The organism is Enterococcus spodopteracolus (assembly GCF_030441955.1).
Taxonomy (GTDB): domain Bacteria; phylum Bacillota; class Bacilli; order Lactobacillales; family Enterococcaceae; genus Enterococcus_B; species Enterococcus_B spodopteracolus.
The window spans coordinates 16541-29994 of the sequence record NZ_JARJHD010000011.1; the positions used below are offsets into that span (position 1 = coordinate 16541).

A 13454-nucleotide genomic window follows, 5' to 3' on the forward strand; every position below is an offset into this window, starting at 1 on the left:
ATGATTAGAACACATGTTCGTATTTTTTGTCAACGAAAAAATCAATAGGAACTTTAAAAAAAACATCGCTCTTCTAAAGGATCATTAGCATAAAAAGAAAAAGATTTGAAAAAGTAGTTGACTTATTTCAGAAAGAAATCTATACTTAAACCAATCTTAAATCAGTTTGGAGCGATTTCTTATGAAAATCACATTGAATTCACAACTGAATACGTATTACTTTAGCTATTTTAGATAGGTTTGTATTCATGACATTCATGGGTGCAAACACAACGTTTGTATCTATGATGGCTAAGGATGTTTGAGATGACTTGTCCGCCACATAGATGAAAATCTATAGTGGCTTTTTTGTTAGAATTGGTGAAGGCCCACTGTAGATTTGTCTACGGCGGGCTTTTTTTATACCTAACGAAAGGAGAACCACAGTAGTTCATTTTCCAACGAGTTATTTTAAGTAAACAACGAACGATTTCCCATTGTCGATCAAGTGTTCAAACAGAGATAAAAAAATAAAAATAAAAAAGGATGTTATCTTATGATTTTGATTATTAAACCAGGAATTGAAGTAAACCAACTAGAACCAGTACTTTCACGTATCAAGGAAGAGGGCTTGGATGTCCAGATCAACTACGGCAAAGATCGTCTTGTTTTAGGATTGATCGGTGATCCAAAAATTATCCAAGGTGTACCATTTGAAAGATACGACACGGTGGAGCGTGCAGTAAAAATCTCTAATACGTACAAACTGACTTCTCGAGAATTTCATCCGCAAGATACAGTCGTTGATGTGGATGGCCTGAAAATCGGTGATGGTAGTTTTGTGACGATGGCTGGTCCTTGTTCAGTAGAAGGCGAAGAACAAATCATGGAAACTGCTCGTATGGCAAAAGCTGGTGGAGCAACGGTCCTACGTGGAGGAGCCTACAAACCTAGAACATCACCATACGCTTTCCAAGGATTAGGAGAAGAAGGACTGAAAATGATGCGTAAAGCAGCGGATCATTACGGCTTAAAAGTCATTACCGAAGTCATGGATGAAGCCCATATCGATGTCGTTTGCGAATACACAGATATCATTCAGATCGGCGCCAGAAATATGCAAAACTTTCGTCTATTAGAAGCTGTTGGGAAAACAGGAAAACCAATTGGCTTGAAACGCGGGATTTCAGGAACGATCGAAGAATGGTTAAACGCGGCGGAATACATTGCGGTACAAAACAATCCAAACATCATCTTTATCGAACGTGGTATTCGTACTTACGAAACAGCGACACGCAATACCTTCGATCTAAGTGCTGTACCGATCATTAAAAAATTAAGTCATTTCCCGATCATCGTTGATCCAAGTCATGGTACAGGGGTTTGGGATCTCGTATCACCAATGGCAAGAGCCGGTGTTGCTAGTGGCGCAGATGGGATGATCGTAGAGATCCACCCTGATCCAATCCACGCATGGTCAGATGGACAGCAATCATTGAATGAAAAGAACTACCTACGAATGATGGAAGAAGTCGAGATTTTAGTTGAAGCAATGAATAAAATCAAAGCCTTATAGAAAAGAGGAGCGTCATGTTAGAAGTTGTCTTACCAGAAAAAAGCTATGAGATCATCATTGAACGAAATGCTCTCGATCATGTGTCTGAGTGGATTGAAGGAATCTGGAAAAATAAAAAAATCGCGATTATCAGTGATACGAATGTTTTTCCGATATACGGCGAAAAAATTTGTCAACAGTTGCGGGCAAGCTACGAAGTCGTCCATTATGTTGTTCCAGCTGGGGAGAGTAGCAAATCACTCGACATGGCAGCTAACCTCTATGCGTTTTTAGCAGAAGAACAATTTACGCGTAGTGATGCGGTGATCGCACTTGGAGGGGGAGTGATTGGCGATTTAGCCAGCTTCGTTGCTTCCACCTATATGCGAGGGATTTCATTTGTCCAGATTCCGACTTCCCTACTGGCACAGGTCGATTCAAGCATTGGCGGAAAGACAGCAATCAATGCACCCATGGCGAAAAATATGATTGGGACATTTGCACAACCAGACGGGGTATTGATCGATCCAGAGACGTTAATGACGTTATCAGAGCGTAGAATCCAAGAAGGGATCGCTGAGATCATCAAGTGTGGGGCAATCAGTGATGAAACGCTATGGCAAGATTTGGCAAGCTTAACAGGAGTTGCTGACTTACTGGCTAATAGTGAAAAAATCATTGAAAAGGCGTTGCGTGTGAAGAAACAAGTTGTTGAAGAAGATCAATTCGATAACGGGAATCGTTTGTTACTGAACTTTGGCCATACGATCGGACATGCCATCGAAAATACTGCTGGTTACGGTCAGATCAGTCATGGCGAGGCCGTAGCGATCGGTATGGTGCAAATCACCAAACAAGCCGAAAAGCTGGGACAATCACCAGTGGGTATCACTGCGCAATTGATCCAAATGATCGAAAAGTATCAGTTACCGATCAAGTACCAACCGTGGGAGGAGCAATCCCTTTATGATGCGATCACCCATGATAAAAAGGCACGTGGAAAGACATTGAAAATCATTTTATTAGATACGATCGGACAAGCAAGAATCCAAGAAATCCCGCTTGAATCCGTGAAAGATTATTTAGAGGAGGGCAACTAAATGCGTTTTTTAACAGCAGGAGAATCTCATGGTCCACAGTTAACTGCCATTATTGAAGGTATCCCAGCAGGTTTAGAAGTTTCACTTGAAAAAATCAATGAAGATCTTGCGAGGCGACAAGGGGGGTACGGTCGTGGTGGCAGAATGAAGATTGAGAAAGATCGTGTCCAAATCACCTCAGGTATTCGACATGGTAAAACGCTTGGTTCGCCAATCACAATGATCGTGGAGAATAAAGACTGGAAGAATTGGCAGACGGTGATGTCAGTCGAGCCAATCGAAGAAAAACATGTCACACGTCGTCGAGTAGAAAAACCTCGTCCAGGACATGCGGATCTAGTTGGTGGAATGAAATACCAACATCAAGATCTTAGGAATGTGTTAGAACGGTCTTCAGCTAGAGAAACGACCATGCGTGTGGCAATCGGCTCTTTAGCAAAACAGATCCTAGCAGCACTAGATATTGAAATTGCCAGTCATGTAGCAGTTCTTGGAGGGGTCAAAGCAACGATTCCTGAAGTGCTACCTGTGGCGGTGATCAAGGAAAAAACAACGATCTCCGAAGTCAACATGGTCGATTTTGAGATTGAAGAACAAGTCAAAACATTGATCGATGAGACAAAAAAAGCAGGTGATACCTTAGGTGGTGTCGTCGAAGTCCGGGTTGAAAATGTACCGGCTGGTTTGGGTAGTTATGTCCAATGGGATAAAAAATTAGATGGAAAATTAGCACAAGCCATGCTGAGTATCAATGCCTTCAAAGGGGTAGAATTTGGGATCGGTTTTGATGCAGCGACTTTACCAGGTTCTAAAGTGATGGATGAAATCACCTGGGATCAAGAACAAGGCTACCGTCGGACAACCAATCATTTAGGTGGATTTGAAGGTGGGATGACAAATGGGGAACAAATCATCGTTCGTGGTGTGATGAAACCGATCCCTACACTTTACAAGCCGTTGATGAGTGTGGATATCGACACAAAAGAAGCCTATAAAGCAAGTGTCGAACGTTCAGACAGTACCGCTGTACCAGCAGCTTCTGTGGTAGCTGAACACGTCATTGCAACAGCACTTGCCGTGGAGATCCTTGAACATTTCCCAGCCGATAACATGAGTGAGCTGAAAAAATCTGTTGCCAGTCATCGGCAGATGATCCAAGACTTTTAGTGAGGAGATGGATATGAAGAAAAAGGTATTTGTCTTAGGTTTAGGTCTGATTGGCGCTTCGCTTTGCCGAGCCATCAAAGGATCGAATGTGACTCTTTATGGATGGGATCATTCAGCAGAAACAAGAAAAATTGCAGAAGAAGTCCAATTAGTGGATCATCTGGTGTCTGGGATCGAAGAAGCGAGTCAAATGGACGTCATTTTATTAGCGGTTCCTGTACAAGTTAGTTTGGACTATTTGCAACAATTAGCGACACTTCCGCTAAAGGAAACTGTATTGGTCAGTGATACTGGCAGTACGAAAGCAGCAATCATGACAGCGGCTAAGGAATTACCTTTTACTTTTATTGGTGGACACCCAATGGCAGGCTCGCATAAATCTGGAGTCAAAGCCGGCAATCCCAATTTGTTCGAGGAAGCTTATTATATATTGACCAATGATCATGAGAGTGATCGTGTAGCTGAACTGATGGAACTATTAGAACCGACTCGAGCAAAATTTGTGTTGATGGAAGCCAAAAATCATGACGAGATCGTTGGCGTATTAAGTCATTTGCCTCATATCGTGGCTGCTGGTTTAGTGCAAATCAGTGATGAACTCAATCAGAAACATCCAAGAGCATCCCAACTTGCAGCCGGAGGGTTTCGAGATATTACTCGTATTGCTTCATCTGATCCTAAAATGTGGACAGATATTTTATTGACAAATCAAGAAATCATGTTGTCCTTGTTAACAGAATGGCAATCCTCCATGGAATCATTGAAAACACAACTTGCGAAAAATGATGAAGATGCCATTTATCGATTTTTTGCACAAGCTAAGCAGACAAGGGATCAGTTGCCGAAAAAACGACAAGGAACGATTCCAGCGTTTTATGATCTATACGTTGATATTCCGGATATTTCCGGTGCAGTTGCTAAGGTAACAACGGCTTTGAGCCAAGCAGACATTTCAATCATCAATTTAAAAATACAAGAAACTAGAGAAGATATTTTCGGAGTCCTTGAACTGTCCTTCAAAAATCAAACCGATTTAGAAAAAGGACAAGCATTGATTCAAGCGGAAAATTTTCACTGTTGGATCAGGAGTTGAGACAATGAAATTACTTAACGCGACACATGGAATCAAAGGTGAGCTAACGGTTCCAGCAGATAAGTCGATTTCTCATCGCAGCATCATGTTTGGTGCAATCAGTCACGGAAAAACGACGATAACGAACTTTTTAAAAGCAGAAGATTGCTTGAGTACGATGTCCATATTTAGACAATTAGGTGTGAGAATAGAAGAGGAAGAGGAGGAAATCCATGTCTATGGTCATGGCATAGAGGGATTACAAACACCAACAGAACGTTTAGATGCAGGTAATTCTGGTACCACGATCCGTTTACTTTTAGGGATTTTAGCTGGAAGTAAGATTTCGGCAGAAGTGTCTGGAGATGACTCATTGAATCGTCGCCCGATGGGGAGAGTGATGAATCCTTTACGTGAAATGGGAGCGGATCTTAAAGAGATCGAACATCCAGATCTACCACCTTTACGAGTGACTGGTGGGCCTTTGAAACCAATCGAATATGAGATGCCAATTGCCAGTGCGCAAGTCAAATCAGCAATTTTATTCGCAGCACTGCAAGCAGATGGTGAGACAACGATCATCGAAAAAGAACGATCACGGAATCATACAGAAGAAATGATCAAACAATTTGGCGGAGAGATCAGAGTAGAAGATAAAGTGATCACACTTGCTGGCGGGCAACGGTTAGTTGGACAAAACGTGGCGGTACCTGGGGATATTTCGTCAGCAGCCTTTTATCTAGTCGCAGCAAGTATTTTGCCAAATAGTGAAGTGCTATTGAAACAAGTGGGGATCAACCCGACACGAACAGGGATTTTAGATGTGTTGAATGAAATGGGGGCTTCGATCCAAGAAATGCAGATCGATCAACAAAATCAAGCAGCTGACTTAATGGTGCGTTCTGCCAACTTGCAGGCGTGTACGATCGAAGGAGAAATCATTCCTCGCTTGATCGATGAATTACCGATTTTGGCATTAGCTGCAACACAAGCACAAGGCACGACGATCATTCGGGACGCGCAAGAATTGAAAGTGAAAGAAACCAACCGAATCGATGCGACAGCGGAAGAATTGTTAAAAATGGGCGCAAACATCGAAACAACAGATGATGGGTTGATCATTCATGGTCCGACACCTTTACATGGGGCAACTGTTGACAGTCATGGGGATCATCGCATTGGCATGATGTTACAGATTGCCGCGTTATTGACCGCTGAACCAGTTGAATTGAACCATCCAGAAGCAGTAAATATTTCTTATCCTGACTTCTTCACTGATCTAGCTGGTCTGATCAAGGAGAAAAACTAATGGCTGCAATTGTGCTGATTGGTTTTATGGGCGCCGGTAAAACAACAATCAGTCGCAAGCTTGCTATGCAGTTAAAGAAACCATTGATCGATATGGATACAAAACTAGTCGAGGAGTTTGGCTGTTCAATCAGTCAGTATTTTGAATTACATGGCGAAGCTGCCTTTCGACAGGAAGAAACGAAGCTATTGAAAACCTCGTTGCAAGAAGAAGGGATCATTGCGACAGGTGGGGGAGTTATCCTACAAGAAGAAAATCAACGACTGCTGACAGATCATCTGGTGGTTTACTTAAAAGCTGATCCTAATCTTCTGATTAAACGTATCCGGCAAGATCACAAACAAGCCCGTCCGTTGGCACTCGATAAAGATGATACAGAGTTAAAAGAATTATTTTTTTCGCGGAAAAAACACTATGAAAGATTAGCAGATCTTACGATAGAAACAACTGGTAAATCACCAGCAGAAGTTGTCTCAGAAATCATAAAGCAGGTGATGAATCGATGAAAATTGGTTATCTAGGCCCAAAAGGTTCCTTCACATATAGTGCAGTAAAGAATTATTTCAAAGAAGGCGATTGGTCTCCGTATCAAGCTTTAACACATTTGATTGATGCCCAGATCAACGATGCGATCGATTATGCGATGGTACCGATCGAAAATTCCATCGAAGGTTCTGTATTGCCCACATTAGACCATGTCTATGAAACCTTACCGATGATCCAAGGAGAAATCGTTTTACCAATCAAGCAACAATTGATGGTGCATCCTGAGCATCAACAGACGTGGCAAGAGGTAACAAAAATCTGTAGTCATCCGCAAGCGTTGGCACAATCGCAAGTATTTTTGAAACAACAGTTTCCTGATGTGGAAATCGAGCAAATGGGTTCGACTGCCCAAGGTGCCCAACAAGTTGCTGAGCATCCTGAACAAAAAATGGCGGCAATCGGACCTAAAGAAGCTGCGGAACAGTTTGGTTTGACCATCGTTCAGCAAGATATCCAATCGATCCGCAACAATGAAACCCGTTTTTGGCTACTAGGTTCCTCACCGATGTCATCTCAGTTACCAGTCAGTACTTACAAAGCAACGCTATTTGTAGACTTGCCAGAAAATCGCCCAGGTGCGTTATATCAAGTACTTGCGGTATTTGCAGAACAAAAACTTAATTTGACCAAAATTGAGTCTAGACCGCAAAAAACCTCGTTAGGTGAATACTTTTTTGTGATCGAAGTAGAGATTGAACAAGCAGATACAAAATTGAAGGAAGCAATCAAGCTACTGGAACAGCGAGCATTTCCGGTCCAATTGATTGGAGAATATCCAGTGTACCGTAGCCGTGAGGATAAAAAAGCGACATGCAGAAAGTAAATCAAAGCAGCTGAACCTAGATAGCTGCCTTGGTTTATTTTTTATTGAATAATTTTTCTATATTTGCTTTTACACGTATAGCACGTATTTTTCTTTTCTTCACGTGTTAGTGTAGCCATGTCAGGAGGTATTGTAACAATGCCAATGGCACAACAGGGAATGGTCAAACTCTTGATTTCCATAGGTGGGTTAAAAGTTAAAGGTGGAAAAGGTTCTCATATAAAAGTGAAACTACTAGGAGTAAATCGACTAATCATTGTTCCTTCCAAGCTACCTAAAGGGACAGAACATGCGACACTGAGGCAGGGTTAAAATAGCTCTGTTCCTCCTTCTTGAGAGAGAAAGAAAATCATGCTTGTTTCATATCCGGTATTATTCTATTTAGAAACAAGTGAAGACTATGCCTCGGGATTTTCTGTTTTCTTTCCAGATTTTCCGGAGATGTCTGGTACAAGCGGATCTGATATTCCTGAAGCGCTCGAAAATGCCTCTGATTACTTAGATATTTTTTTGGCGGCTGAGATAGCAGAAGACCGAACATTACCTAATCCATCTCTTATCAGTTCATTGTCACTTCTAGAAAATAATCCTATTAAAAGTGGTTCCGAGTTCACATTAGAATATGATGCTGAAAAATCATTTATTTCAATGGTCTCTGTAGATCTAACAGAATATTTAGGCTCAGAGGAACCTATAAAAAAGACGGTAATGATCCCAAAATGGGCAGATAAGTTAGGTGAAGAAATGCATCTAAGTTTTTCAAAGACATTGACCGAAGCCATTGTTCGTGAAAAACTAGGTGCTTAATTTTAAAAGAGAAAATATCATTTTTCTTTTAAATAAAATAAGTTATAAATCATAAACAGATGATTTGCACACTTTCCTGAAATCCTTTAGGCTAGAATCAAGCGATAAGAAAGGAAGAGGAAAAATGGCAAAAAAAATTGCAGCAATCGTAACTGATTTAGTCGAAGATATTGAGTTGACTTCACCAAAAGAAGCATTGGAAAATGCGGGGAATGAAGTGACAACGATTGGTTTTGAAGCAAACCAAACGATCAAAGGCAAAAAAGGTGGCGAGTTCACGATCGATCGCAGCATTGATGAAGTTTCTCCTGAAGATTTCGATGCGCTCTTGATCCCTGGAGGATTCTCACCGGATCAATTACGTAAGGATCAACGTTTTGTTGACTTCGTTACTTACTTCTTGAAAAATGACCAACCGTTATTTGCTATCTGCCATGGCCCACAATTGTTTATCCAAACAGGTCTAACAGAAGGCAGAACGATGACTGCTTACGACACGGTTCGTCCAGATGTGGCTTACGCTGGCGCCAATGTCAAAGATGAAGCAGTGGTGATCGATAATCAATTAGTTACTAGTCGTACACCAGATGACTTGCCTGAATTCAATAAAGCAATTGTTGAGATCTTAGGTTAAACGATTGACCACTTTGTAGCGTTGCAAGTCAAAATAGTGATACGAGGAATAAAAAAATTTAGAATGATTGGGACAGAAAGAATGCAGATACATTCTTTCTGTCTTTTTGTTGTGAAAAAGAAATCTGATCAACTTTCGCTATTCTTCGAGTGACTAAGTATTTTAGTTAATAATACAATGGGGGGATCAACGCTAAGAAAATGAAGTGTAGTAGAAATGATATATATCGATACTAATAGTCCATTTCCGCCAGCTTTTTGATTAAACCTTTGAAGAATAGTATATTTTGCGTATAACCCTCTCGGAGGTGCCGCTGTTGATGCCAAAAAAAGAAAGAATTCACGTTTCTATCGAAAGTGAATTGAAAGTGAAAGCTGAAGATATTTTACAAGAATGAGGAATCACTCCTAGAACGGCAATTACTGTTTTTTATAAACAATAATTGAAAAGAAAGGTTTGCCTTTTGAAGTGAATTTGCCTGAATAAACAAAACAAGTAAGAAGAATGGTTAGGCTAGCAAAAAGTCACCTAATATCACTAGAATAGAAGACATCGAGACTTTAGAAGCTTGGTTAAATGTTGATGAATAAAGTCGTATCACTGTATGATGCCGGGATAAGAAATGAAGGAGAGTGTCAATAAAAGGATGATTATTTCATATTATGTATTTGAGCAAGTTGATGATGAAGAACTCTACGTTTTCAAATCCTTACATGAAGATTTGGCTACAAAAGAGTTTTATAGTCATACAAAGGGAAAGAAACTAGAAACAAATTTATATTTTTTGAGTCATTCGATTTTGCCTTTTCTTGAGAATTCCCAAGTTTTAAATTTATTGCGCACAGGAGATATAAAACGTTTACCAATCATTGAAATCGATAACCAAATTGTAAAAACTGGTAGTTACTTAAGCTTGACTGAATTGTCTGAAATAACTGGTATAGGAATATCTATGCAGAGAACCGATTATTTAATCTAGATTCAAAATCACGATTCAATAAAATATGCGCCTGAGACTGGTTGTTTGCCAAGCCCAGACGCATGTTTCTGTTTTTTAACTAAATTTTCGTCGTACCGCTTCCGATATGTGCTACATAAAATTCAGGCTCATATCCGACAACCTCTAAATGACGTGCATGGACATTTTCTTTAAAGGCAGGGATTTCCTCTTCTTTGACTAGAGCGATGGCACAGCCACCAAATCCTGCTCCTGTCATACGTGCGCCTAATACACCGGGTTGCGCTTGTGCAGCATCTACAAGTGTATCTAATTCGATACCTGTGACTTCGTAATCATGACGGAGTGAGTAATGAGAGTCATTCAATAATTGACCAAATGCTTTTAAGTTTCCTTGCTCTAATTCAGCTTTTGCTTTTAATGTTCGTTGATTTTCAGTGACTGCGTGACGTGCACGACGGATCAAGGTATCATCACCGATCAAGTCCGTATTCGCTTCGAAAGTCGCTTCATCTAATTCGCCTAAAGCGTTGATGTCTAGCTTCGTTTGTAGACGTTTCAAGGCTTCTTCACATCCATTGCGGCGTTCATTATACTTCGATTCTGCTAATTCACGTCGCTTATTCGTGTTCATGATAACCACAGCGTAGCCATCTAATTTAACTGGGACCATTTCATAGTGTAGTGTATTCGTATCTAGCAAGATGGCATGGTCGATCTCACCAAAACCAATCGCAAATTGATCCATGATCCCTGAGTTGACACCAATGAATTCATTCTCTACTTTTTTTCCAGTTTGAACGAGTGTCAAACGATCGATCGGTAAATCAAACAAATCTTCCAGAACAACTCCCACTAATAATTCTAACGAAGCACTGCTAGAAAGTCCGGCACCATTAGGGATCGTTCCTTCAATCACCAATTCAAAACCGCTTTCGATGGTATAGCCAGCTTCTTTTAGTTTCAAGATCATTCCTTTGACATAATTTGCCCAATTATCTTTTTTAGCAAATGTTAGGTCATCAAGCCTAAATTCAATGATACCGATTTCTTCGAAATTTGTTGAGTAGACCAATACCTTGTTGTCTTCTCGGCGAGCAGCAACTCCGTAAGTGCCGTAAGTGATCGATGCAGGAAAAACGTGTCCGCCGTTGTAGTCCGTGTGTTCACCGATCAAGTTGATTCGCCCAGGTGAAAAATAGTTTGTTGTTGGTTTTTCTCCAAATAATTCGTTGAATTTCGTTGTTAAATGTGCTGTTTTATTCATCTGTCTTGTTCCTCTCTTGCTTCAAGTTTGAATTCTGTAATCGTCTCAAATGGTGTTTTCGGTACCAAAGATATGTCGCCGAAAGAAGGGTAACGTTCTGCTCCTGGAGCGATTTGTGTTTCAAAAGTGATGCCGCCATGGTTCGCTAAATGTTGCCCGCGCATTTCAGGTGTATCTTCCCCAAAGTTGGCAGTGAAAATGACGATACTCGATGCATCCGTCCTGACACTGACTTTGATTGTTTCATCTGGACTTAAAAGAGAAGCGGCTGTTTTATCTAAGCCTGTTTCCTTTAAGAAGAACGGATGATCGATTCCATTAAATAATTCTTTTTGTGGAAAGTCACTGGTGAAAACGGTCGTTAGTTTTTTTGGTGTTTGAAAATCAAAAGGTGTTCCGGTCACTTCTATTTGTTCACCTGTCGGAATGCTGTCTGGTCGTAAAGCAGCAAAGACTTGACTGTTGACCCACAAAGTATGGTCATCGATTGGTTGCGTTACATCACCACTCAAGTTGAAATAAACATGATTGGTTGGGTTGAATAGTGTCAATTGATCACTGACCGCTTTCGTTGTTACACGCCAAATATTATCTTCTGTAAGGGTATAGCGAACTTCTACGGATAAATTCCCTGGAAAACCACGTTCTTTGTCGGGACTAGTCGTGGTAAAGATCACAGTGGCTTCTTGTTCGCCATCAATGATTTCGTATTGCCAGATTTTTTCTTCAAAACTTGGCGCACTACCATGTAAGGAGTGACCAGTTGCGGGATCGACAGGTAGTTGATACGTCTGGCCGTCGAGGGTGAATTTACCTGCATCGATCCGCCCAGCGGTTCGTCCGATCGTTGCTCCGATAAAGGCATCTTTTTCGAGATATTCTTCTGCTGAATCAAAACCTAGAATCAACTCTCTATCCATGAATGTCAAACTGACGATCCGTGCGCCTAAATCAGTAACAGCGAGGGTCGTACCCTGTTGATTGGTTAAAGTAATCAAATGTGCAGATTGTCCAAATGTTTTTTTAGTAATGTCCATTTAAGTAGTCCTTTCTTGGTGCTGGATTAGTAGTTGGTGTAGGCGCAGTTTACGCCTAATCAAATTAACTATACCATTAAATGAAGCGTTTACAATGAGATGGTTACTGTTTTTACCATTCAATCATATCAAAGAAGAGCACTTACTTGAATGTATTTCTGTGAGCAGTATTTAACTTTTTGTTGCATCTATAGTAGAATAAAGAAAATATGAAAGAGGGGTACGACAATGGAAAAAGCGATTTTTTTGAAAAAAGAACATCAATCCATCTCACAAGAATTATATTTTGATTTTTGCGGTTTTTCTAAAACATTGCCCTTTCATTCATTTGGACCAGCTATTCGCCAAGATTATATTTTGCATATCGTGATGGAAGGAAAAGGGGTCTATCGCGTAAAAAATCAGCAATATCAATTAAAAAAAGGTGATCTTTTTTTGATTAGACCGGGGGATTCTACTTTTTATTTGGCGGATGGTGAAGATCCTTGGGTCTACTGTTGGATTTCCTTCGGTGGGTCAGTAGCGGATAAAGTCATTCAACATTCTTTATTCAAAGATGATCAATACACGATGGTTTCTTCAGAAATTGCTAGATATGTGGAGATTATCTTAGCATGTATGAATTACTCGACAAAAAATCTAGTCGATGAGCTGCAATTAAATGCGTTGACGTATCAATTGCTCGCGCTTTTATTAGAAGATGGTGGCTATGTTCATTTAGGCGAACAAAAAAGTTATTCAGCACTCGCTGTTGATGCGGTACAGTATATCGAAGAACATTACAGCGAGCGTTTGACTGTTGAGGAGATCGCTAAAAAATTATCCGTTAACCGAAGTCATCTATCTCGTGTGTTCAAAAATCACATGGGGATCAGTATCAAAGAATATATGATCGGTGTTCGCATCAATCGGGCAGCATTTCTCTTATCTCTGACGGAAGAATCCGTTGAAGCAATCGCTTACCAAGTCGGCTTCAATAGTTTGGTCGTATTTAGCCGCATGTTCAAGAAATTCACTGGTGAGACGGCGACAAACTATCGTAGACGAATGAATAACGAAAAGATCAAAGGGGTTTCCGCAGAACAATTGAAAAATCAATTAGAAGAACAAGCCATCATTTCTTGGGCAACCTAAGACATAAAGGCATCTTCTACTGGGTTTTTCTAAGGATATGCTAGACTAGGAAACGGGAGGAAAAAG

14 protein-coding genes are annotated in these 13454 nt (G+C 40.5%); 12 read left to right on the forward strand and 2 right to left on the reverse strand.

What is annotated here, in order from left to right; all coding sequences use genetic code 11:
• Positions 1-535 precede the first annotated feature (535 nt).
• The 11 genes from aroF to P3R27_RS11410 all read left to right on the forward strand — a co-directional run bounded on the left by aroF (position 536) and on the right by P3R27_RS11410 (position 9971).
• Positions 536-1555, forward strand: a complete 1020-nt coding sequence (aroF, locus tag P3R27_RS11360; RefSeq protein WP_034690337.1) for a 3-deoxy-7-phosphoheptulonate synthase — start codon at positions 536-538, stop codon at positions 1553-1555.
• A gap of 14 nt (positions 1556-1569) precedes the next feature.
• Positions 1570-2634 carry a 3-dehydroquinate synthase gene (gene aroB, locus P3R27_RS11365; protein WP_126133902.1) on the forward strand — a complete coding sequence of 355 codons (1065 nt, stop codon included), beginning with the start codon at positions 1570-1572 and terminating at the stop codon, positions 2632-2634.
• Positions 2635-3801: a chorismate synthase gene (gene aroC / locus P3R27_RS11370; RefSeq protein WP_301356815.1), complete on the forward strand. Its 1167-nt coding sequence runs from the start codon at positions 2635-2637 to the stop codon at positions 3799-3801. It begins immediately after the preceding gene.
• A 13-nt stretch (positions 3802-3814) separates the two neighbouring features.
• Positions 3815-4894: a prephenate dehydrogenase gene (locus P3R27_RS11375; protein ID WP_126133904.1), complete on the forward strand. Its 1080-nt coding sequence runs from the start codon at positions 3815-3817 to the stop codon at positions 4892-4894.
• Between the two features lie 4 nt (positions 4895-4898).
• On the forward strand, positions 4899-6182 hold the full coding sequence (gene aroA / locus P3R27_RS11380; protein ID WP_126133905.1) for a 3-phosphoshikimate 1-carboxyvinyltransferase: 1284 nt from the start codon (positions 4899-4901) through the stop codon (positions 6180-6182).
• Positions 6182-6688, forward strand: a complete 507-nt coding sequence (locus P3R27_RS11385; protein WP_034690324.1) for a shikimate kinase — start codon at positions 6182-6184, stop codon at positions 6686-6688. The genes aroA and P3R27_RS11385 overlap by 1 nt, the downstream gene beginning before the upstream one ends.
• A complete protein-coding gene (gene pheA / locus P3R27_RS11390; protein WP_034690322.1) occupies positions 6685-7551 on the forward strand; it encodes a prephenate dehydratase in 867 nt (288 codons plus the stop codon). Before P3R27_RS11385 ends, pheA begins: the two co-directional genes overlap by 4 nt.
• Positions 7552-7689: 138 nt before the next feature.
• Positions 7690-7863, forward strand: a complete 174-nt coding sequence (locus P3R27_RS11395; RefSeq protein ID WP_080693183.1) for an addiction module toxin, HicA family — start codon at positions 7690-7692, stop codon at positions 7861-7863.
• Between the two features lie 39 nt (positions 7864-7902).
• On the forward strand, positions 7903-8358 hold the full coding sequence (locus P3R27_RS11400) for a type II toxin-antitoxin system HicB family antitoxin (RefSeq protein ID WP_126133906.1): 456 nt from the start codon (positions 7903-7905) through the stop codon (positions 8356-8358).
• A 124-nt stretch (positions 8359-8482) separates the two neighbouring features.
• The gene (locus tag P3R27_RS11405) at positions 8483-8992 is read left to right on the forward strand and encodes a type 1 glutamine amidotransferase domain-containing protein (RefSeq protein WP_010736264.1); all 510 of its coding nucleotides are present in this window, start codon (positions 8483-8485) and stop codon (positions 8990-8992) included.
• 646 nt (positions 8993-9638) lie between these two features.
• Positions 9639-9971: an arsenic metallochaperone ArsD family protein gene (locus tag P3R27_RS11410; protein ID WP_126133907.1), complete on the forward strand. Its 333-nt coding sequence runs from the start codon at positions 9639-9641 to the stop codon at positions 9969-9971.
• A gap of 79 nt (positions 9972-10050) precedes the next feature.
• On the opposite strand, the gene P3R27_RS11415 is transcribed toward P3R27_RS11410, so the two are convergent.
• Both P3R27_RS11415 and P3R27_RS11420 read right to left on the reverse strand, forming a co-directional pair.
• Complete coding sequence (locus P3R27_RS11415) at positions 10051-11217, reverse strand: galactokinase (RefSeq protein WP_301356814.1); 1167 nt, start codon at positions 11215-11217, stop codon at positions 10051-10053.
• On the reverse strand, positions 11214-12254 hold the full coding sequence (locus tag P3R27_RS11420; protein WP_126133909.1) for an aldose epimerase family protein: 1041 nt from the start codon (positions 12252-12254) through the stop codon (positions 11214-11216). The genes P3R27_RS11415 and P3R27_RS11420 overlap by 4 nt, the downstream gene beginning before the upstream one ends.
• 228 nt (positions 12255-12482) lie before the next feature.
• Here P3R27_RS11420 and P3R27_RS11425 point away from each other — a divergent pair, with 228 nt between their 5' ends.
• Positions 12483-13388 (forward strand): AraC family transcriptional regulator, encoded by a 906-nt coding sequence (locus P3R27_RS11425; protein WP_034690316.1) that lies wholly within the window; start codon positions 12483-12485, stop codon positions 13386-13388.
• The last annotated feature ends 66 nt before the right edge of the window (positions 13389-13454 follow it).